Source organism: Oribacterium sp. FC2011 (genome assembly GCF_000701645.1).
Lineage (GTDB): Bacteria > Bacillota > Clostridia > Lachnospirales > Lachnospiraceae > Oribacterium.
Genome location: NZ_JNJM01000003.1, coordinates 164,729 through 184,772, shown reverse-complemented (window position 1 = coordinate 184,772; position 20,044 = coordinate 164,729). Strand labels below are relative to the sequence as shown.

General features: G+C 39.5%; 21 protein-coding genes. 19 read left to right on the top strand and 2 right to left on the bottom strand.

Going from position 1 to position 20,044, the window contains the following annotated elements:
• Window positions 1-67: 67 nt before the first annotated feature.
• On the bottom strand, window positions 68-1,042 hold the full coding sequence (locus T357_RS0103645; protein ID WP_031548770.1) for a hypothetical protein: 975 nt from the start codon (window positions 1,040-1,042) through the stop codon (window positions 68-70).
• Window positions 1,043-1,531: 489 nt separating this feature from the next.
• Here T357_RS0103645 and T357_RS0103640 point away from each other — a divergent pair, with 489 nt between their 5' ends.
• The 15 genes from T357_RS0103640 (at window position 1,532) to T357_RS19920 (ending at window position 14,232) form a co-directional block, all read left to right on the top strand.
• Complete coding sequence (locus T357_RS0103640; RefSeq protein WP_031548767.1) at window positions 1,532-2,428, top strand: hypothetical protein; 897 nt, start codon at window positions 1,532-1,534, stop codon at window positions 2,426-2,428.
• A gap of 134 nt (window positions 2,429-2,562) precedes the next feature.
• Window positions 2,563-2,895, top strand: coding sequence for a CatA-like O-acetyltransferase (locus T357_RS0103635; protein ID WP_255342794.1), 333 nt, complete (start codon window positions 2,563-2,565; stop codon window positions 2,893-2,895).
• Between the two features lie 52 nt (window positions 2,896-2,947).
• Window positions 2,948-3,247, top strand: a complete 300-nt coding sequence (locus tag T357_RS0103630; RefSeq protein WP_031548761.1) for a BrnT family toxin — start codon at window positions 2,948-2,950, stop codon at window positions 3,245-3,247.
• 5 nt (window positions 3,248-3,252) lie between these two features.
• Window positions 3,253-3,462 carry a hypothetical protein gene (locus T357_RS0103625; RefSeq protein WP_031548759.1) on the top strand — a complete coding sequence of 70 codons (210 nt, stop codon included), beginning with the start codon at window positions 3,253-3,255 and terminating at the stop codon, window positions 3,460-3,462.
• A 226-nt stretch (window positions 3,463-3,688) separates the two neighbouring features.
• Complete coding sequence (locus T357_RS21670) at window positions 3,689-3,988, top strand: tyrosine-type recombinase/integrase (protein WP_031548755.1); 300 nt, start codon at window positions 3,689-3,691, stop codon at window positions 3,986-3,988.
• Window positions 3,989-4,682: 694 nt separating this feature from the next.
• A complete protein-coding gene (locus T357_RS19925; RefSeq protein WP_049962245.1) occupies window positions 4,683-5,654 on the top strand; it encodes a hypothetical protein in 972 nt (323 codons plus the stop codon).
• Window positions 5,655-5,834: 180 nt separating this feature from the next.
• The gene (locus T357_RS0103610; protein WP_031548749.1) at window positions 5,835-6,209 is read left to right on the top strand and encodes a hypothetical protein; all 375 of its coding nucleotides are present in this window, start codon (window positions 5,835-5,837) and stop codon (window positions 6,207-6,209) included.
• A 199-nt stretch (window positions 6,210-6,408) separates the two neighbouring features.
• Window positions 6,409-6,765 carry a hypothetical protein gene (locus tag T357_RS0103605; RefSeq protein WP_031548746.1) on the top strand — a complete coding sequence of 119 codons (357 nt, stop codon included), beginning with the start codon at window positions 6,409-6,411 and terminating at the stop codon, window positions 6,763-6,765.
• A 23-nt stretch (window positions 6,766-6,788) separates the two neighbouring features.
• Window positions 6,789-7,832, top strand: a complete 1,044-nt coding sequence (locus tag T357_RS0103600; RefSeq protein ID WP_031548743.1) for a type II TA system antitoxin MqsA family protein — start codon at window positions 6,789-6,791, stop codon at window positions 7,830-7,832.
• A gap of 263 nt (window positions 7,833-8,095) precedes the next feature.
• Window positions 8,096-8,563, top strand: coding sequence for a low molecular weight protein-tyrosine-phosphatase (locus tag T357_RS0103595; RefSeq protein ID WP_031548741.1), 468 nt, complete (start codon window positions 8,096-8,098; stop codon window positions 8,561-8,563).
• A gap of 143 nt (window positions 8,564-8,706) precedes the next feature.
• The gene (locus T357_RS0103590; RefSeq protein ID WP_031548738.1) at window positions 8,707-9,234 is read left to right on the top strand and encodes a nitroreductase; all 528 of its coding nucleotides are present in this window, start codon (window positions 8,707-8,709) and stop codon (window positions 9,232-9,234) included.
• A gap of 11 nt (window positions 9,235-9,245) precedes the next feature.
• Entirely contained in the window at window positions 9,246-9,698 is a 453-nt protein-coding gene (gene bcp / locus T357_RS0103585) for a thioredoxin-dependent thiol peroxidase (RefSeq protein ID WP_031548735.1), read from the top strand.
• A gap of 154 nt (window positions 9,699-9,852) precedes the next feature.
• A complete protein-coding gene (amrA, locus tag T357_RS0103580; RefSeq protein WP_031548732.1) occupies window positions 9,853-11,238 on the top strand; it encodes an AmmeMemoRadiSam system protein A in 1,386 nt (461 codons plus the stop codon).
• Between the two features lie 187 nt (window positions 11,239-11,425).
• The gene (locus tag T357_RS0103575; protein WP_031548729.1) at window positions 11,426-12,232 is read left to right on the top strand and encodes an alpha/beta fold hydrolase; all 807 of its coding nucleotides are present in this window, start codon (window positions 11,426-11,428) and stop codon (window positions 12,230-12,232) included.
• A gap of 86 nt (window positions 12,233-12,318) precedes the next feature.
• Window positions 12,319-14,232 (top strand): EAL domain-containing protein, encoded by a 1,914-nt coding sequence (locus T357_RS19920; protein ID WP_049962244.1) that lies wholly within the window; start codon window positions 12,319-12,321, stop codon window positions 14,230-14,232.
• A gap of 133 nt (window positions 14,233-14,365) precedes the next feature.
• Here the strand turns inward: T357_RS19920 and T357_RS0103565 are convergent, their stop codons facing one another.
• Window positions 14,366-15,046, bottom strand: a complete 681-nt coding sequence (locus T357_RS0103565) for a hypothetical protein (protein WP_031548723.1) — start codon at window positions 15,044-15,046, stop codon at window positions 14,366-14,368.
• Between the two features lie 409 nt (window positions 15,047-15,455).
• On the opposite strand from T357_RS0103565, the gene T357_RS0103560 reads away from it, so the two are divergent.
• The 4 genes from T357_RS0103560 (at window position 15,456) to T357_RS0103545 (ending at window position 19,931) form a co-directional block, all read left to right on the top strand.
• Window positions 15,456-15,905, top strand: a complete 450-nt coding sequence (locus T357_RS0103560; protein WP_031548720.1) for a DUF4869 domain-containing protein — start codon at window positions 15,456-15,458, stop codon at window positions 15,903-15,905.
• A gap of 10 nt (window positions 15,906-15,915) precedes the next feature.
• Complete coding sequence (locus T357_RS21380; protein WP_031548717.1) at window positions 15,916-16,878, top strand: hypothetical protein; 963 nt, start codon at window positions 15,916-15,918, stop codon at window positions 16,876-16,878.
• Window positions 16,879-16,970: 92 nt separating this feature from the next.
• A complete protein-coding gene (locus T357_RS0103550) occupies window positions 16,971-18,494 on the top strand; it encodes a tetratricopeptide repeat protein (RefSeq protein ID WP_031548714.1) in 1,524 nt (507 codons plus the stop codon).
• A gap of 21 nt (window positions 18,495-18,515) precedes the next feature.
• Window positions 18,516-19,931, top strand: a complete 1,416-nt coding sequence (locus tag T357_RS0103545) for an MATE family efflux transporter (RefSeq protein WP_031548711.1) — start codon at window positions 18,516-18,518, stop codon at window positions 19,929-19,931.
• The last annotated feature ends 113 nt before the right edge of the window (window positions 19,932-20,044 follow it).

Sequence of the window (20,044 nt, the reverse complement as noted above, 5' to 3'; positions counted from 1 at the left end):
ATATGATTAATAAATCATATTGAATTCTGGAAATACATGACTTAACAACCTTTTGTTGACCTGATTATCAGAATTTAAGAGTAAAAATATCTGAATCAAATATGGTTTCGTAATTGTTATTGTTAATTATAGTAAAATATAATTCAACTTCTTCGATGTCCTTTATTCCATTCTTTTCTAAATCAGAGCCGAGGAAAGTAACCGCGCTGAAAGACTTCTTTCCTAAGAGAACTTCTTCAGACATCATCGCATCAACCATAAAACCATTAACAGAAACATCTCTAACCTGAACGACGATATCAGAATCATAGTCGTTTTCAATGTATAAAAGGATTTCGGGGCCCAAAAATGAGCTGTCTTTTGACAGGCCTTTATTGATTATCTTGATGCCATTTTCATCTACAAGTATATCTCCGGAGTCATCAACCGGCTGTTCAAAACCTTCTGCTACAGATGTATCTATAGTTATAACGTCTGAAGTGTCTATTTCAGCCCAGGTATCAGCCTCTATAATATAAAGCTTTGTTTCAATATGAGCGATCTGATCAATGCCGCATTTTTTCAATGAATTTGATTCGAATGTAAGACTGGAATTTGATTTTTTCCCGGCCGCAACATCAGTCGACATCAGGGTTTCTACCATAAAACCGTTTATATTAGTATCACGAGACTGAATTGTGATATCTTTATCGGAATTATTTTCAATATAAAGTGTTAAATCAGTTCCAAATGTAGAATCTTCGATTCCCGTAGCTTTAACTAAAATTCCATTATCATCATATATTACCTGCTCTTCAATGCTTACATCTTCAGATTTTGCAGTTGTTTCTTCTTCAGTTGATTCTTCTACAGTTGTTTCCTCTGCAGTCTTTTCAGCAGCTTCTGTTGTTGAAACCTCGGACTCTTTTTCTTTAACAGCTTCGACTTTGGATGGTGCACTTGATTCAGCTTTATCTGCGTTACCGGAAGATCCACAGCCGATAACAGATCCTGACAACAATAAGAAACAAATGGTTAAAGACATCAATCTCTTTTTAATCATAATATCTTTCTTCCTCCTGCTAAAAAATGCAGCCTGATAGTGATATATAAGGCTATTTATATTACAATCTTATTTTCGGCTCAAAATGAGGCAACTATAAGTAATTAACAATTGTAATACGCTTGACAAATCTATACTCTTTGCAATTTATCAGCAAATACTGCATTTTATCAGATTTAAATCTAATTTATTAATGCCAATGATAATATACTTACATACAAAAGAAACCAGCGAAATCCTAACAGGAGATAATCTTAAAAAAATGAGCGGTCTGAGTATTCTTAAGTAACAGGATGTTAATTCGGATGAAGAATTCAAAAAACCAAAGCCGGATATCCTGTAAAATAAACTATATATATCAGAAACTGTCTAAAGTATAGTAATTTATCTGCATTAAGTGTAGAATAGCCTTAAATTGTCAGCTGGGCCTCCAAAAAAAGTCGGGGCTTATAATAAAAATTTTTATATTAACAAAAGGAGAATTAAGTAATGAAGATTAAGAAAGCAGGTTTAGTTTTAGTAACATCAGCACTTGTAAGCATTGGTGCTATGGTTAGTTACGCCGGTGCAACCGGTATACAGGGTGTTGATGCTTACAATACTCAGAGCCAGACAGCCGGAACAACAACAGATCAGACAGCCGGCACAACAGTTGATAGTTCTCAGGCAGCAGCACTTATCAACGGTTTCGCAACAAAGCTTAATGCTTCTCAGAACTTTGGTGTTAATGAAAAGATTAGCATGAACATGAATATGACTTATGGTGTAAAAAGCGAGTCTACGGGTACAATATCTGAGCGTTATTCTATAATAAATGGAGATAATGCTCATATAACTATTAATGTTACTGAATATGAGAATGGAGTACTTACAGGGACAGAGTCTAGTGAGCAGTACTATATTAAAGATGGTGTAAATCACAAGGCTTATGAAGTTAAGAATGGTGCAGTTACCGATTCTCAAGTATTACAGGCTATGAACCTTAGAGAAAACTACTTCCCAATCAAATATCATGGTAACGAGACAGTCACCATTGAGAACGGAGAATTCGTTGTAAGAGGTTATATGCTTAAAGAAGATTATGCTAATTCAAATACCATTGGTGGTGAGGATGTTCTTAGTAGCCTTGGACTTACAGATGATGTTACAAAAGAAATGAATGACGCACTTACAAATATGCCTTATGAGTTACATTTTAATACATCTGGTGATTTAACATTTATGCAGATTGATATGAGTGGTCTCATTAATGGTACTATGTCAATTTTCAAAGCTATATATGGCGAAGAGGCTGCTGGTCTTGAAGTAAACGGTCAAATGATTTATCAGGCTGCATTCAATCTTGATCCTTCACAGACATTCGCAGTTCCTTATTATCTTAATTAATAACTAACTGAACTGAGATAGCATACTACCATATATTTTGAAGACCTTCGGATTTTCCGGAGGTCTTTTTGTCTAGTGTTTTATTCGACATTTTTTTGTACTGTATCTGATTGACGGATTATCGGATATGGCCGATGGAGCCATCGCCCGGAAAGTTTTATCGTAATGCAGTAAGGGATATAGAGAACGCAAAGAAAACAAGGGAATACGGGCTAGATATGATGAATCATCCGAACTGGTTTGATGCATCTTATATATCATGGCTGTCATACGATTCGTTGAATATCGAGCTGCCGGATGGATATCTGCATTTTGCTCCGATCATCAACTGGGGCAGATACCGGGATGAAAACGGCAGACTTATGATGCCGGTGAGCGTCAGACTTAATCACGCTATAGCGGATGGTTTCCTCGTGGCAAATGTTTACAGGTTGCTGGAAAAGGAAATGGCTGTGTTCAGCAGATGAGCTTGTAAAAAGTACAGTTGACCTATAATTACTATATAATTATAATATAAATATGAATAGAATCAGATTTGAGTGGGACGATAATAAAGCGGCAATAAACTTACGAAAGCATGATATATCCTTTGAAGAAGCTTCAACAGCTTTTGATGATATTGATGCAATTCTCTTTGATGATCCGGATCATTCGGAACAAGAAGAACGTTTTTTGCTTTTAGGTATGAGTGCTTTGGCGAATCTACTGATAGTATGCCATTGTTTACGTGAAAACGAATCGGTAATAAGGATTATATCAGCAAGAAAAGCTACAAAAACAGAGTCAAAGCAATATGTAGAGATCCAGAAAGGATGGTGAATGACATGAGAGATGAATATGATATCAAAGCATTGAATCCCAGGAAGAACCCTTATGCAGGAAAGACAAAACAACAAGTAACCATGAACATAAATGTAAGTACTATTAATTATTTCAAAGAAATGTCATCTGAGTCGGGTATACCTTATCAGATACTTATAAATCTGTATCTTGATGAATGTGTCAAGAGTAAGAAAAAAATCCAATTTGCATGAAATCAAAGAGCGGAACCCGTTACCGTATATTACTGGTGACAGGATTTTTTTGTCCCCAAAACGAAACTGTCAACCATTTCTTAATTTATGATAAACAATAATTGATGTTAACCATCAGCTGCAGAGGACTAATCACTGTGAATATATAATACTCGATACCAAGAACAATGCCGGTACTCGCAAGCTACCCATGCCTGAGGTGGCTCTTCACTGGGAGAACAGATTCATGCATGCAAGAAAGAGATACAATGATATCTTCAGAGCGCAACTTCCGCCCATCACTCCACACGTGTGCCGCCATACGTATTTCAGCAACCAGGCGAGAGCAGGGATGAATCCTAAAACCCTACAGTACTTGATGGGGCACTCGGATATAAGTATTACCATGAACGTCTACACCCACCTCGGCCTTGATGATGCAAAGCAGGAGATGATAAGGCTTGAGGAACTTAACCAGGCTCGTAAAGAGATTAAAAAGGCTAGCGGCAACAAGCCGGTAAAACAGAATCTGTTCAGAGTTATTTGACTTGAAGGCCCTCGGAGCATTTGTTCCGAGGGCCTTTTTTTCGTGAAGAGATATATGATAAAATCAGTATGCACACACCAAAACTACATTTTTGAGAAAATGTGCATTTTGCACCCCTCTTTTAGTGGGTGCTGCGGAATATCACGTTTCGTATTCTACTACGGATAAAATACGTATAATTACACACTTTTGCCTTTATTTGACTCTTTTTTCAATAAAAGTCCGCTAAATGTATTTTGGGGTTTTTCAATTGATGATTGGCAAATAGGGCATAAATACGGCATAGTAATGCCTTACAGCGAGGATTATTTCGATGATTAGAATTTTATTTATTTGCCACGGTAGCCGATTGTGATACCCTCGAATCAGTATAAACACGGCCAAAAATGGCGCTATTTTCACTTTTACTATGCCATAAAGGTAACGTGCTTATACGTGTGGCGGTACTAAAAGAATATATGAATTTATAAAGAAATAGTACTCACAGAGTATCGTTTAACTAATAACTTAGGTAGATAATCGTTGAAAATGTGTAACGGTCCGCCATTATGGCTGGCCGTTATTGTTTGTTAAAATATTATAAATTCGCTTATATAAGCAATTAAAAGACTTGATGATTAATAATCAGAGGAATATAATCGAGCCGTTGCGTATACACGTGATAAGTATAGGGTTTATAGAGTAGGAGAAATAAATGAAAAAATCAAGGGTATTAATTGCAGCGACAATAGGTATTGTTTTTTCCATGGTATTTAGTTCATTAGCCGGATGGCAGTCCGCTAACGGTTCATGGAAGTACTTAAATGATGATGGAACTTATGTAACGTCCAGCTGGTATTGTATTGATGATGATAATGATGGTTATGGCAAATGGTATAGATTTGATGAGAGCGGAAATATGCTTGTAAATACAACCATCGATAATAGAAAAATCAACTCGAATGGTGCATGGTATTTAGGAGATGAAAACAATGAAATGACGGGCGCAGTAACCCGATACACACCCATAGATACGTCTATTTCAGGAATATATACATACCAATATAACATAAATGATACTGGCAAATGGACACGCCCTTTCAATTTTGAATATAATTCAGTAATCCTCGAATATATAGATAATAACCACCTAAAAGTGACTCGTATTTCAGATATTCGTGATGGAGCTAGTGGTGGATTCACTCAAAGACCATCAACAGAAGTTTATTCCAGAGTGGCTGGTTCGGAATTTGGATATATAAGCAATACTATTATGGATGGTTATATGACATCCTTTAAGATAGACCCATCCACAAATACTTTTATTTTTGGTGGTGAAGAAGATGGTGATAGTTACTATGTTAAAACCGATTCAGTTAAACCACATGAGGGCATTGTAGGCAGCTATCATGAGGAAGTCTACGACAAAGATAGTGACGATAGTGAGACATTTGATGTGGATTTGTATGATGATAATACATATTACGCATATCATTGGTTTATTTCGAAAGGAAGGGGTTGCTCCGGCACATATACACTGAATGGGAACAAACTTATCTTTTCTAATGGTGAATATTTTAATAATGAGGATATTTACATAGAGAACGGACTTATTTATTTTGCTGATCGTAAGGTTACGGCTATTTATAGAGGAGCTCCAGATTATTCAAATTACCCTACGTACTAGATTTATACGATATAATAATCAGATCTTCTTCACGATGAAGAGAATAGGTTTGACTGAAATAGTTGACTATTACGATTCAAAGTTAAATGATTTGAAATCCCTCGGAGCAGAAGTTTTTTTCAGATTATTGAACCTGGTACTCTAAACTAAGTAGCTTTGGGCGTATATGATAGGGGATGGATGCTTGACACCACAGGACGATATGACCAGTCAAGAGTTTATGGAGCTGAGACATATTTAATTGGAACTTCAGGCTACCCTTATGACATTCGTATGTCCGATACTTACAGAGGAAAGACTTTAGATGAAGCGATTCTAAAAATCGGTAGTACTGATAGCCTCAGAAGCCCCCTTGTCCAAGATGATTACGAAATGAAGGTAGGAGCTGCGGTGCTTAACTATAACGGTGAAAAGTTACTCCTCTTTGTAAAGAATAGAGATGGAAGAACTGATACGTGGAAGTACATCAACGATCACGGCGGTGTAGATAATGCCATTAATAGGTGCAGTGGTTCTATCACTAATATCAAAGAAATGTATGGGAATGCAAATTGAAAGTGAATAAGGTATGAGAGAGGGCGGTTCCTGGAGGGGAGCCGCTTTTTTGAAATGAATCTAGAATGTATACTTGTAAAAGGGCTCTTGACAAACTATCAATTGATGTGTATGCTATCAATTGATAGTGATTATATTGAGGGAGGTGATTGACATTTTTCTTAGCACGCAATCGAAAAAAAGAGAAGTCATCGCTTTCTTGGAAGAATTGAAAGAGCTTCTGGGAAAAAAGGATTTTAATATAGATTCTGATCTTACGCTGATAAAAAAGAAAAAGCCCAATGATGAAGAACACTCTACACCATATACACTATTGGATCTTGACTATGATACATGGGATGTGGTTGAGAGACTTAAAGAGCTAACAGTTTCCGAGTATTCCGAGACAAAGATTGACAAAGATGATTTAGATCCACCATTATTGTTTGTTTTCGGAAAAGACATTAACAGAAAGCTTGTTTATGTGAAATTAAAGATTAATGGAGATCAGAAGCGACGCATATTATGCGTGTCATTCCATTACGCAAGGGATCCTATGAAATTCCCATATGCGTAAACGGAAAGGAAAGGAGACAAACTATGGAGGCCAGCACATTAATTAGAAAGGTTCATATGGATTGTCCTTTGTGCGACAAAACACATGAAGTGGAAGAAAGAAAACGCTTTGCAACGATTACTCTGAAAGGGGATAAGGTAACCTATGAAGAGAGGTTTTATTTTTGTGCAAATGCGGATGATGAGGAAAATGAATTTGAAACTGGCTCTATGACAAATGAAAATCTTCTCAACGCTAGGAATGCATATCGTGTTAAACATGGATTACTTACTTCTGATGAAATCGTGGCAATAAGAGAAAACTATGGATTGTCTCAAGTAGACTTAGCAAGATTACTTGGATGGGGAGAAGCTACAATTTCTCGTTATGAGAGTAAGGCGATTCAAGATGAGGCATATGATACTATGCTGCGTTTAATAAAAGATAATCCGCTGCAAGCTTTAGAATTTTTGAAGAAAAATGCGGATAAATTTCCTGGTCTTAAAAGACTTGAAGTAAGATCAAAAATCGTGGAGAAGTTAGATTCATATGGAAAAGAATACCTGACACGACAAGCATTTGAAGGTGAGTATGCAAGTTTTGAAGAGCCCTCTGATTCAAATGGATTTGTTTTGTTGGATATAGATAAGCTTGAAGCCGCTATTTCCTATATAGCTGAGAAGGTATCAAATCTTTTCAAGGTTAAGTTGATGAAAATGCTTTGGTACGCTGATGCCTTATCTTATAAAGAGAATGGAGTTGCAATTACCGGATTGGTTTATCGCCATAATGAAATGGGTGCACTTCCGATTGGGCATTATAGCCTCATGAATCTTGAAAACCTGAATGTTCGTGAGGAAGTAAGCATCAACTATGATTCCATGCTTCATATTTATCCGAGTAAGGACATGGATTATAGTGTATTAAGCGATAAGGATAAATCTATTTTGGATGCTGTAATAAGGAAGTTTAAGAATTATAAGGCACAAGAAATCGTAGATTACATGCATGAGGAAAAGGCATATCAAGGAACAAATCCTGGAGAAATAATACCATTTTCGATAGCTAGGGAGATAAGAACTTTTTAATGCTTGAACACTTATTGCAATAATGAGGCACTTGCAGTGATGCGAGTGCCTTTTTGGATAGTGTAAAGTCTGCTATGAAAAACTGAGCCAAAGAAAAAAGTTTAGTGAACCTGGTACTTTACTACAAACGACGTCTATATCCTGCCGGGTTAAGCGGATTTGTGTCTTCACAACCGCTTAACCCGGTATTTATGTTATAATCAAGAAAACAGCGCATCTCCGGGCTTTTCCCGGCATAAGTGTGCGTGAAAGGATAAGAAAAAATGGCTATCAGAGTGCTTTTTATTTGTCATGGAAACATCTGCAGATCGGTTTCTGCGCATTACATAATGAATTATTTACTGGAAAATACACATATCTCCGAAGAGGTCGTGGTGGATTCTGCTGCGACTTCAATGGAAGAGATCGGAAATCCGATATATCCTCCCATGCGGAAGACTCTGGAGTATCACCATATCCCTATAGGTAACCATCGGGCAAGGAGGGTCAACAAGTCCGAGTACGAGGAATATGACCTGATCATCGCAATGGATGAGGAAAACAAATATAACCTAAACAGACTGTTCGATAATGATCCGGAGCATAAAGTCCATTACCTCATGGAGTACACGGATACTCCTGATGCCATAATTGATGACCCCTGGTATACGAGAGATTTCGAGACGGCATATCGAGAGATATCTAAGGGCTGTAGTGGCTTGCTGGAAGCGATCAATCGCAAAAATATTTAAATAAAAAACATATGCCGGGATGAAGTATACTGTTTAATAGCAAACACTATTCGATGAGGATGGAGTACACCATCAAAACATCCTTATACGATATTATTCTTTATCGTTTTTGACACACTTATCACATTAAGGAGAACCCAAATATGAACGAAACATTAAAAGTACTTGAAACCAGAAGAAGCTGCAGAAAATTCAAGCCTGATATGGTTGAGAAGGAAAAGCTTGAAGCTATTTTAAAGGCCGGAACTTATTCCGCAACCGGAATGGGAAAGCAGAGTCCCATAATCATTGCTGTTACCAATAAGGAACTGAGGGATGCCATCTCAGAGGAAAACAGAAAGATCGGCGGTTGGAAGGAAGACTTTGATCCATTTTACGGAGCGCCGGTTATCCTTATCGTTCTGGCTGACAAGTCTGTTCCAACATATATCTATGATGGTTCTCTTGTAATGGGAAATCTTATGAATGCTGCCGAAAGTCTCGGAGTGGCTAACATTTGGATTCACAGGGCAAAGCAGGAATTCGAGTCTGATTTCGGAAAGCAGATTCTCGCAAAGCTTGGAATCGAGGGCGACTACGAAGGCATCGGACATTGTGCCCTTGGCTATGCCGCAGGTCCGGCAAACGAAGCAGCACCGAGAAAAGCGAACTACGTTTACCATGTAGATTAAGGGGGTCACACATGTTGGAAGTTGGCACAAAAGCACCGGCATTTGAACTCCCTGATCAGAACGGAGTTATTCATTCCCTTGACCAGTACAAGGGGCAAAAAGTCATCCTTTACTTTTATCCAAAGGACAATACTGCCGGCTGTACAAAACAGGCCTGCGGATTTTCGGAGCGATACCCTCAGATAAGAGAAAAGGGGGCTGTAGTTCTGGGAGTGAGCAAAGACACTGTTGCCTCCCACAAAAAGTTCGAGGAGAAATATGGTCTTGCCTTCACACTTCTTGCCGACCCGGAGCGCAAGGTTATCGAAGCATACGACGTATGGAAAGAGAAGAAGAACTACGGAAAGGTATCAATGGGTGTAGTCCGTACAACCTACCTTATTGACGAGGAAGGTATCATCATTAAAGCGAATGACAAGGTCAAAGCCGCAGATGACCCGGAAAAGATGCTGAATGAGCTGTGACATCACAGAAAAGATGTTGAATGAGCTGTAACATATCAAAGAATACTTTGAAAATTTCCGAAATCTGACATGAATCATTGACACTTCATGATTTATGTCAGATTCTTTAATTAACGATACAAATGAGCTGTTTTTAAATTGAAGGAGTAATACCATGCCAATTCTTGCTTCATTTATGGTGCCGCACCCTCCGCTTATCATTCCGGCTGTAGGACAGGGCGGAGAGAAAAGTGTTCAAGAGACTATAGATTCCTATGAGAAAGTGGCGGATGAAATAGCTGAACTAAAACCCGAAACTATCATCATCACAAGTCCTCACAGCATCATGTACTCGGATTACTTCCATATTTCTCCGGGACATGGTGCCAAAGGAAATTTCTCGCAATTCAGAGCTCCGGAGGTTTCTTTTGAGGAAGCCTATGACGAGGAGCTTCGCGACAGAATCTGCAGTCTGGCTAAAGCCGAGGATTTCCCGGCAGGAACATTAGGCGAAAAAAAACCTTTACTCGATCACGGGACCATGGTTCCTCTATGGTTTATAAGGAACAAATATAAATCCGGAAAGATCCTGCGTATCGGTCTCTCCGGACTCGGCCTGCCTGAACATTATCACCTTGGAGAGATCATACAGAAAGCTGTTAATGCCTGTGACCGGCGAGTAGTGTTTGTGGCCAGCGGTGACCTTTCCCATAAATTACAGGCTCACGGTCCCTACGGTTTTGCCTCCGAAGGTCCTGTTTATGATGAAAGGATCATGGACGTTGCAAAAAGAGCAGCTTTTCAGGAGATGTTCGACTTCAATGAGGACTTTTGCGAGAGGGCGGCAGAGTGCGGACACCGTTCCTTTGTGATCATGGCCGGAGCATGGGACGGCATGAATGTGAAATCCAGGGTTTTCTCCCACCAGGACGTTACAGGTGTAGGCTATGGCATAGCTTCTTTTTATCCGGAAGGCCCGGATGAATCCAGACATTTTTTAAAAAAACATATGGATCATATAAAAGATGAATTAAAAATTAAAGCAGAGCAATCCGATGAGTATGTACGGCTGGCAAGAGCATCTCTTGAGAGCTATATATTGAACCGAAAGAAACTGGAGGTTCCACATGATCTTCCGGCTGAAATGTTGGAAAGAAGGGCAGGGGCATTTGTTTCCATACATAAGGACGGGAGACTCAGAGGATGTATCGGAACCATCCTTCCAACCGCACCATCCGTTGCTGAGGAAATCATCCGGAACGCCATCAGTGCTTCCACAAGGGATCCGCGTTTTAATCCCATTACTCCCGATGAGCTTCCTTACCTTGATATCAATGTAGACATTTTGGGCGATCCCGAAGACATTTCCGGTCCCGAAGATCTCGACGTAAAAAGGTACGGCGTTATCGTCAGCTGCGGAAACAGAAGAGGACTGCTTCTTCCGGATCTTGACGGAGTAGATACCGTGGAACAGCAGATTTCCATTGCGAGACAGAAGGGCGGGATAGACATTGACGAACCTGTGAAGCTTCAAAGGTTCGAGGTGGTAAGACATATCTGAACAGTTTTTCAGTCGCGAAACAGCATGAAAAGTTTTTCAATATGCGCCTTAGCCTGAGCTATTAATTAACCGCTAAAACCTTCTAAGGATGTTCAATCCTTTGTGAATAATCCGAACATTTATATTAATAAATAAGCTGTCGACTAAAATTTAAGATTAGAAATATCAATATTAAGGAGATAATCCTATGCTCGCACATGTAGCTACAGTTACTACACAGAATTTCTCAATGGACTATTGTAAATTCGGACAGGGCGCAGAGACTCTTGTGGTGATTCCGGGTCTTAGTGCCCAGAGTGTCATGCCTATGGCTGACCTTATGGCAGATGCATACAAGCTGCTTACTGATGATTTTACGATTTATGTATTTGACAGAAAAAAGGGCGAACTGACTATGCCCTATACCATTAAGGATATGGCAGATGACACTGCGGAAGCAATAACTGAACTTGGGCTTTCCAATGTCAACATCTTTGGTGCATCCCAGGGAGGAATGATCGCCATGGAGATAGCCATTGAACACCCGGAACTGGTTGACAAGCTGGTTCTCGGATCCACCTCCTCCCATGTTCGGGATGATGAGTTCCAGGTCTTCGATACCTGGATTAAACTTGCGAAGGAGAGAAGGGCTGAGGAACTGTATCTTAATTTCGGTGAAAAGGTATATCCCGAAGACGTTTTTGAAGGCTCAAAGGAAGGATTGATCCAGGCTTCGAAGACATTAACCGATGAAGATTTTTCACGTTTCATCGTACTCACCGAAAGCCTAAGGCACTTTGATATCACAGCCGATCTCAAAAAAATCACCTGTCCGGCTTTGGTTATCGGTTCAAAGACAGACAAGGTTTTGGGTGGAAATGCCTCTGAGCTGATAGCATTAAGCCTCAGCAACAGCTCTGATTGTGAGCTTTACATGTACGATGGATACGGTCATGCAGTATATGACTGTGCTCCGGACTATCCGGAACGGATATTAAAGTTCTTAAAGAAATAACACATCATAACAGCACGCATTACCGTCTTTTTCCAAGAGAGAAATGTAAACAATACATTTCACCGTGCAAATAACAGGAGAGTTTAATGTTTAACTGGATCAGCGACTTTAACTACGATTTTGCCATAGCAGCGATTCCTATCCAGATAATACTTCTTGTATTCTATGGAGTCCGCAGGAATCTCCCTATAGGCCAGAGCTTTTGCTTCTGGCTTGTTATGGTTGCCAATCTGGTGATGACCTCTGCCGATATCATTTCCTGTGAAATGAATGAGATATGGACAGAATTCCCGCTGTGGGTTATGTATGCTATCAATCACGCATATTTCCTCGGGTTTATCGTCAGAGGCTGGGCACTCTTTGCCTATACTGCAGAAACGTCGCACTTCCTAAAAAACAATATTCAATACAAGCTGCTTGCTTCAATACCGGCATTGGTGGCTGTATTCCTGATTTTTTCCACACCCTGGACTTCAGCTATCTATACCATTGCAGAAGATGGTTATCACAACTGTTCTTTATACGGCATTATTTATTTCGATACCTATTTCTACATTATTTTTTCAATATTCATTGTTTTGTTTCAATGGAAAAAGCTGTCGCCAAGGATCAGAGGAGGTCTTCTTTCCTTTAATCTCTTGTTACTGTTCGGTATCATCATTAGAAAACAGTTCTATCATATGCTGGTAACCAGTTATTTCAGCATCCTTTCCATCATTATCATTTTCCTGACTGCAGAAAATCCGGATCTCTACAGAGACAGCAGAACAAAGCTTCTAAACAAGGAAGCCCTGGACATGATCGGCCTGGATTACTGGGAAAGAAATATTTCCTTCAGTCTTATAGTCATGACTGTTCACAATTATGAGACCTCAAAGTCAGTTTATGGCATCAATCAGGTAAATGAGAGCCTTAAAATGATGGCAGCATGGATAGTTAAGACATATACTGGTTTGAATTGTTTTTATACCAGAAACGGAACCTTTATCGTTCTTATGAGAGGACAGATGCCCGGTGATCCCGAAACCATCATGAAGGACTGGAAGGAGAAATACACGGCTTTTCAGAAATCCTGTGAGACTCCGGTTACCATGAAGGTATCTGCGATATTCCTGCCGGGATATTTAGTTGACAGGAATAAAATCACCATGGGAGATATGGCAAGATATGCAAGGTTTAATGCCTATGCCGAAAACCACCGTGGAAACTATGTTTTTTCAGAAAGTATGCTTGATGAAGTTAAAAAGCAGAAATCACTGGAAAAAGCAGTAAAGGATGCCATAGCCAACAACAGATTTGAGGTTTACTTCCAGCCCATATACTCTGTAAAAGCCGGAAAGGTGCAAGGTGCGGAGGCATTAGCCAGATTAAAGGATCCTACCATCGGTTTTATATCACCCCTTGATTTTATTTCAATAGCAGAAAAGAACGGAGACATCATTGAGATAGGAAGACAGATATTTGAAAAGGTTTGTATATTCCTTGAAAACACTGATACAAAAGGTTTGGGCATCGAATATATCAATGTTAACCTTTCACCAATCCAGTGTATGAGCAACAGTCTTTCACAGGAGCTCTCAGATATAGCAAAAAAACACGGCATATCTATGGATATGTTTGATTTTGAGATAACTGAGTCCCTGATAGAAGATTACGAAATGATCCAGATGCAGATCGCAGGACTTCGTACCATGGGAGCCGAACTGTCTCTTGACGATTTCGGAACCGGTTCTTCAAACCTTACAAGCCTAATGAATCTGCCTATCCACGTTGTTAAGATAGACATGACATTTACCAGATCTTTCTTCTCAGGAAAGGCCGAATTCCTGCCGGATCTCATTAAACTTTTCCAGCGCTCCAATATGGCAATAGTTGTTGAGGGCATCGAAACAGTAGAGATGAAGAACAAGATGGCCGAGCTTGGCTGCGACTATGAGCAGGGATACTACTTCTCAAGGCCACTGCCTCCGGAAGAGTTCATTGAATACATGAAGAATTAGACTGCATAAGAATTCCTATTTTGCCTTTTTGATTCAGCGGCACAAATAGTAATGAAACATATTTTCACACCGGGGTCAGCACAAATAATAACCAATAAATTAGGAGTTCAGGAAAATCCTGAACTCCTTTTTCTTACTTCAGTTCAATGAGCTTGATCATATCATCGGTATCATCTGTCACGAAGCTTGTAAATGCTATACAGATATAATAATCATCCTGGATACCCATATACTCCTTTTGATAAATATCATATTCATCATCTAACAATCCATGTGCGGAAAGAAGATATGTATCTTTTCCCGAAACCTTTTTCTTTACTACAGATACATCCTTGGTTTTAATACCTGCTTCTTTAAGGGAATCCTTTATATCAGGAATACTGTCTTCAAACATTTTCTTGATGTCTGTTTCACCATCGGAAAGAGATATTGTGACACAAATGTTATCTAAAGTGTCTTCATTTTCAGCATAGGCAATGGTAACAGGATTACCCTCTTTAATACTCTTGATAACAGCATCCTTATCTTTTATAAATTTTTCTGTAGATCCATCTATTTCAGCAACTGCCGCTGCATCTCCGAAGATGAATCCATCAGGGACAGCAAGCTTGAGACCGAAATAGTCATTCTCATAAACATTCTTCTTGACTGATCCCAAAGACAGCTCTTTCTTTTCGGATTTAGTTGACTTAGAGTTTGTTTTCTTTGTGCTTGCAGCCGCAAAAGAAATAAGTGACTGATTAACCGGTGCCACACTGAAAAGCATAGCAGCAGTAAGAGCTGCAGCAATCTTTCTTCTTAAAAAATGTCTCATTATTAACTCCTTTCCTGAACAACATTTCCCGGGTTTACGCCCGGACTATCATGGCCCATGAAGAGATGGGCATAACCACAATACCTTTTGGCGTACACTATATACCTTATTTTTCGACAAAACAGGCGCAAAAAATAAGTATTTATATTTGAGATATATCTTGATTAAATCATAATTTATGTCGATAAAGATTAAGTAAGGGTTTTTGCGTTAAAACCCGGTTCTTACACCATGGACATAATAGCTATACTTATGAAGTATATTTATACTGGAGGAATTATAAATGACAAAGGTAAAGATTGTATGTAACCCATACCGTATGATATAAATACCAAAAAATAACACAAAGGTATTGATTTTTTTACGCTGACACTTGAATATATGGAGAGGGAAGGAGAGATGATTATTTATGCTTAAAATTTACTATGGAGATATTGAAAACGATAATTATATTTTTAATCCCGATTCATATTTTAACAACAGCTATGAAGATGAGTGGATAACAGATCCTTTTTCTGTTCAGATGATAAAGGATATTGATAAATCTACGGTTATAGGTCCAAGGGTTATAGATAGTCCATTCTTAGGTTCCATACCGGTTGAACGACTTTCCGGCGGCGTTAAAACACTTATTCTTATGAATAATGACTCAGAACACATATTTAACGCTTCAGCATGCGGAGATAACTGTGCAAAATGGATTTTAGAAATTGCGAAGAAAAAGGAGCTGACGATAAGACTTGGCTATTTAATGGATTTTGGAAATGATGATTTTAACATAGAAATAGCTAACCTTGGCAAAACCGTTCATAACAGTCTTGAGCTTGCAGAAACGGTTTTGGATAATCAACTCTTATAGGAAGTTCATCATGGTAGGAAAGTACGATATCGAAATTTACAACAACAGGGTTCACTATTTCCTTACGATCAAGAGAAACATAACCATTCTACAAGGGGATAGCGCAAGCGGAAAAACAGAGCTTATTAGACTCATAAGTGACTATGAGTCCAACGGAACCTCCTCCGGAATAACCATAAAATGTGAGAAAAGGAACACTGTTCTTACAAATGTAGACTGGGAACTCAGATTATCAACATTAAAACAATGCATTATCTTTATTGATGAAACTGCATCATTTATAAAAAGCAAACGCTTTGCGGAGATGGTAAAAGGTTCTGACAACTATTTTGTAATTGTCACAAGAGATGACTTGCCTCAACTGCCCTATAGTATTGATGAAATATATGGTTTGAAAAATGTTTCAGATTCATCAAAATATAAGACATATAAAAGAGTCTACAATGAACTATATAAGCTATACAATCTCGATACTTATAACGATAGTCTGAACCCACAGGTAGTTATAGCTGAAGATTCAAATTCAGGTTATGAGTGCTACAAAACCATATACGGGGAGAAGTGTATATCTGCAAATGGAAAAAGTAATGTGTACAATTGCATTCGAGAATACAATAACTCTACATCTCTTGTCATTGTTGACGGAGCTGCTTATGGTTCAGATATCGGAAAGGTAATGAGATACCTTTTCGTTTCCAAGCAAAAATGCATTGTATATGCACCGGAATCATTTGAATATGTTCTTTTAAAGGCAGGTATCCTTAATGTCCCTAAACCGATACTTGATGAAACCTATGATTATGCAGACAGTATCAAATATATGAGTTGGGAAGAATACTACACTGACTATCTCATACAAAACAGCCTTAATACTGTTTATAAATATGGCAAATCGACACTAAATGAGATTTATAAATCCGATAAAATCTTGTCCAAGATTAAAAAAGTACTACCATCAGAAATACTCACATAATGATAGACAGAAATAGATTTCAAAAAGGCTCTTGGGGACATAATAGATAAGGTGGCTTCAGAAGTTTATTGCTGTAAATTGAGAGGATGTATATGTTTTGTCCAAATTGTGGAAATGAAATAAGCGATGAAGCAAGGTTCTGCGCAAAGTGCGGGGCAAAAATGCCGGATACGGAGCCGGTACCAAACTATGCTCAGGTTCCTCAGGAGGATAATCCGTCACAGGAATTTGCCGCCGAACCGGGTTCAGCAAATGACATGCCTCATGCGGATTTAGGTCCGGCAAATATCAGGCCGGTCCACGGAAAAAACCGCCTGCCGCTGATAATAGGCCTGGCTGCGGTCTTCCTGGCCGCTGCTGTCATTGGCAGTGCGATGCTGATATGGCAGAGCAGTCCCGGAGAATCCATCAAGAAACAGTTAGTACTGGGAGAAAAGTATCTTCTGGAAGAAAATTATGAACAGGCAATTCTGGCCTTTGAAAAGGCCATAGAGATTGACCCGAAGAATCCGGAGCCATACCTCAAACTGGCTGAAATCTATACCCGTCAGGACAACTATGAAAAGGCAGTGAAGATTCTGGAAAAGGCCCGGAAGGCCGGGGCGGAAGAAGCAGATGAGGACGGAAAGATAGAAAAGCGCCTTGAGGAAGGGAAAATCATCCTTAAAGAGATGAAAGAGTCTGAAGATGCGGAGAATGAAAGTTATCAGAATACTGCAGAAACTACCGGAAATGAGATTTTGCAGAATACTACAGAAATCACAGAGACAACACAGGTAGAACAGACAGAACCTCCAAAAACGGAGTATGCTGCGGGAAAATGGCTGCAGGAGAATGGGAGATGGCGCTTCAGGACTACCGATGGAAATTACCTGAGCGACGCGTGGTACTGGCTGGATGCCAATATGGACCGGGTGGCAGAAGCTTATGCCTTTGATAAAAACGGGTATCTGTTAACTGATAAATATGTGGATGCCTCTATTGGAAATGATTACGGCCAAATCTATGTAGATGCGGATGGGGTTGCCAGGACATTCTATTCATCATATGGCGGAACCACTCCTGTCTGGACTATCGACATGCCGGATTGTCCATATACCATAAAAAAGGCAGCATCTGAGCCAGAATACTATCTGGAATATTTTGATTGTCAGGGATATTTTGATTATGAATTCGAAAAACAAAATGGTTATAATGACTTGCGTATGTTCGATGTAAACTATGGATCATTAGATGAATACGGATATCCGGAATCTTTGGGATGTATCAGTCCGTTTATGAGATACTATTACACCCTTGGATATGGAGAATATACGGCTAAGAGAGAAGAAATTTCGTCACTTGATAAGGGAAGCTATTACGAGATTCCCGTGGAAGTAATCTTTGATTATTCCGAAGATTCTCTGAATTTCTTTATGACTGCTACGGTTCGTTTTACAAAAGACTGTATCATACAATATGGATATTACGATGGACAGAGCTATAACATGGCTACTGATACTTTAGAGTATTTCCTCTCGCAGGATCAACATGGGTCCATCGGGAACTTTATGTCAATCGAGCAGGTTGACAACCGCGGGTATGCGACGCGAATCCGTACGTATTCCGCTGATTGATGACAGACTGGAATAGAATCTATGCAAAACACCGGATTTAACTGGAAAAGTTTTTTAAAAAAAGTGGCTATCATTGCGGTTCCGGTAGCTTTACAGAATCTTCTTACCACAACAGGTTCTATGGTGGATACCATGATGATCGCTTCCTTAGGTCAAACCGAGGTCGGGGCGGTGGGATTGTGCGCACAGTTTTCATCACTGATGTTCAGCAGCTACTGGGGATTTGTTGGTGGAGGAATGCTGTTCATATCCCAGTTCTGGGGAGCAAAAGATGATGATGGAATAAACCTTTCCTACGGACTTACCCTAAGCTGTATGATGACTGTAGCATTAACATTCTGCATACTCGCTACCTGTTTTCCGGATAAGGTCATGAGCCTGTACACGGATAAGGAATCTATCAAAGAAATAGGTATCTCTTATCTCAGGATTGTTGGTTTCTCTTACCCCTTTATGGTGTTTTCCATGGCCATGGCAGCGATGCTCAGATGTACAGAAAGAGTAAGGATACCTCTTTATGGAGCAATCGCCGCAGTAATAACCAATATATTTTTTAACTGGGTTCTTATCTTTGGGCATTTCGGTTTCAAGCCAATGGGGGTCCGGGGTGCCGCGCTGGCAACATTAACGGCGCAGATTGTAAGTGTGCTTTTCACCATACTACTGGCATTAAAAAACAAACATCCTTACCTATTGGCTATTAACAAACACTTTCGGTGGAACATGCCTTTTGCGGCATCGTATTTCCAAAAATGTCTGCCCATAATCATGAACGAAGTCCTCATAGGACTTGGAAATATGGTGATAAATGTAATTCTGGGGCGACAGCCGGAAGAAGCCATCGCGGCAGTTGCAGTGTTCAGAACTTTTGAAGGACTTGTCATCGGATTCTTTGCCGGCTTTTCCAATGCAGCTTCCGTACTTGTTGGAAAGGAAGTCGGAACCGGTAATATCGACCTCGCATACTCAAGAGCCTGGAGGCTTGTTTATCTATGCCAGAGTGTCATAGGCCTGGTTGTTCTCGGACTTATAGCACTTCATACTCCCATCCTTACTCTCATGGGAATGCGTGGTGCCAGCTTTGACATAGCCTTTGGTTTCCTCTGCATCTACGCAGTGGCAGCCTTCATCCGAATGGGAAACTGGACACAGAATGACACCTTCAGGGCAGCGGGAGATGCCTCCTATGGTACCATCATGGAGATAGCTTTCATGTGGATAATGGTTCTTCCTCTGGTATGGATAAGCGGCATGGTGCTGAAAACTAACACTCTGTTGGTTTTTGCTTTCTGTTATATAGATGAACCCATACGATATATACTGATGCAGATTCACCTGTTTAAAGGCAAATGGATAAAACCCGTAACTCCTGAGGGCAGAAAGGCAATGATAGGCTGGAAACCGAAAAATATCATTTTTAAGAGGCGTCGTTCGTGATACGACAGCCTCTATTTTTTTTACGATTTCAACACAAATTAGGATGAAATTTCCTTATATCCGCTTATTTTTTTGACGAAATTCATGTGTAATGGTATGTAATGCCCTGGGAA

What these genes read in the sequence shown, in the direction of transcription:
- T357_RS0103645 (WP_031548770.1), bottom strand. Translation starts at nt 1,042, where the DNA reads ATGATTAAAAAGAGATTGATGTCTTTAACCATTTGTTTCTTATTGTTG.
- T357_RS0103640 (WP_031548767.1), top strand. Translation starts at nt 1,532, where the DNA reads ATGAAGATTAAGAAAGCAGGTTTAGTTTTAGTAACATCAGCACTTGTA.
- T357_RS0103635 (WP_255342794.1), top strand. Translation starts at nt 2,563, where the DNA reads ATGGAGCCATCGCCCGGAAAGTTTTATCGTAATGCAGTAAGGGATATA.
- T357_RS0103630 (WP_031548761.1), top strand. Translation starts at nt 2,948, where the DNA reads ATGAATAGAATCAGATTTGAGTGGGACGATAATAAAGCGGCAATAAAC.
- T357_RS0103625 (WP_031548759.1), top strand. Translation starts at nt 3,253, where the DNA reads ATGAGAGATGAATATGATATCAAAGCATTGAATCCCAGGAAGAACCCT.
- T357_RS21670 (WP_031548755.1), top strand. Translation starts at nt 3,689, where the DNA reads ATGCATGCAAGAAAGAGATACAATGATATCTTCAGAGCGCAACTTCCG.
- T357_RS19925 (WP_049962245.1), top strand. Translation starts at nt 4,683, where the DNA reads ATGAAAAAATCAAGGGTATTAATTGCAGCGACAATAGGTATTGTTTTT.
- T357_RS0103610 (WP_031548749.1), top strand. Translation starts at nt 5,835, where the DNA reads ATGCTTGACACCACAGGACGATATGACCAGTCAAGAGTTTATGGAGCT.
- T357_RS0103600 (WP_031548743.1), top strand. Translation starts at nt 6,789, where the DNA reads ATGGAGGCCAGCACATTAATTAGAAAGGTTCATATGGATTGTCCTTTG.
- T357_RS0103595 (WP_031548741.1), top strand. Translation starts at nt 8,096, where the DNA reads ATGGCTATCAGAGTGCTTTTTATTTGTCATGGAAACATCTGCAGATCG.
- T357_RS0103590 (WP_031548738.1), top strand. Translation starts at nt 8,707, where the DNA reads ATGAACGAAACATTAAAAGTACTTGAAACCAGAAGAAGCTGCAGAAAA.
- bcp (WP_031548735.1), top strand. Translation starts at nt 9,246, where the DNA reads ATGTTGGAAGTTGGCACAAAAGCACCGGCATTTGAACTCCCTGATCAG.
- amrA (WP_031548732.1), top strand. Translation starts at nt 9,853, where the DNA reads ATGCCAATTCTTGCTTCATTTATGGTGCCGCACCCTCCGCTTATCATT.
- T357_RS0103575 (WP_031548729.1), top strand. Translation starts at nt 11,426, where the DNA reads ATGCTCGCACATGTAGCTACAGTTACTACACAGAATTTCTCAATGGAC.
- T357_RS19920 (WP_049962244.1), top strand. Translation starts at nt 12,319, where the DNA reads ATGTTTAACTGGATCAGCGACTTTAACTACGATTTTGCCATAGCAGCG.
- T357_RS0103565 (WP_031548723.1), bottom strand. Translation starts at nt 15,046, where the DNA reads ATGAGACATTTTTTAAGAAGAAAGATTGCTGCAGCTCTTACTGCTGCT.
- T357_RS0103560 (WP_031548720.1), top strand. Translation starts at nt 15,456, where the DNA reads ATGCTTAAAATTTACTATGGAGATATTGAAAACGATAATTATATTTTT.
- T357_RS21380 (WP_031548717.1), top strand. Translation starts at nt 15,916, where the DNA reads ATGGTAGGAAAGTACGATATCGAAATTTACAACAACAGGGTTCACTAT.
- T357_RS0103550 (WP_031548714.1), top strand. Translation starts at nt 16,971, where the DNA reads ATGTTTTGTCCAAATTGTGGAAATGAAATAAGCGATGAAGCAAGGTTC.
- T357_RS0103545 (WP_031548711.1), top strand. Translation starts at nt 18,516, where the DNA reads ATGCAAAACACCGGATTTAACTGGAAAAGTTTTTTAAAAAAAGTGGCT.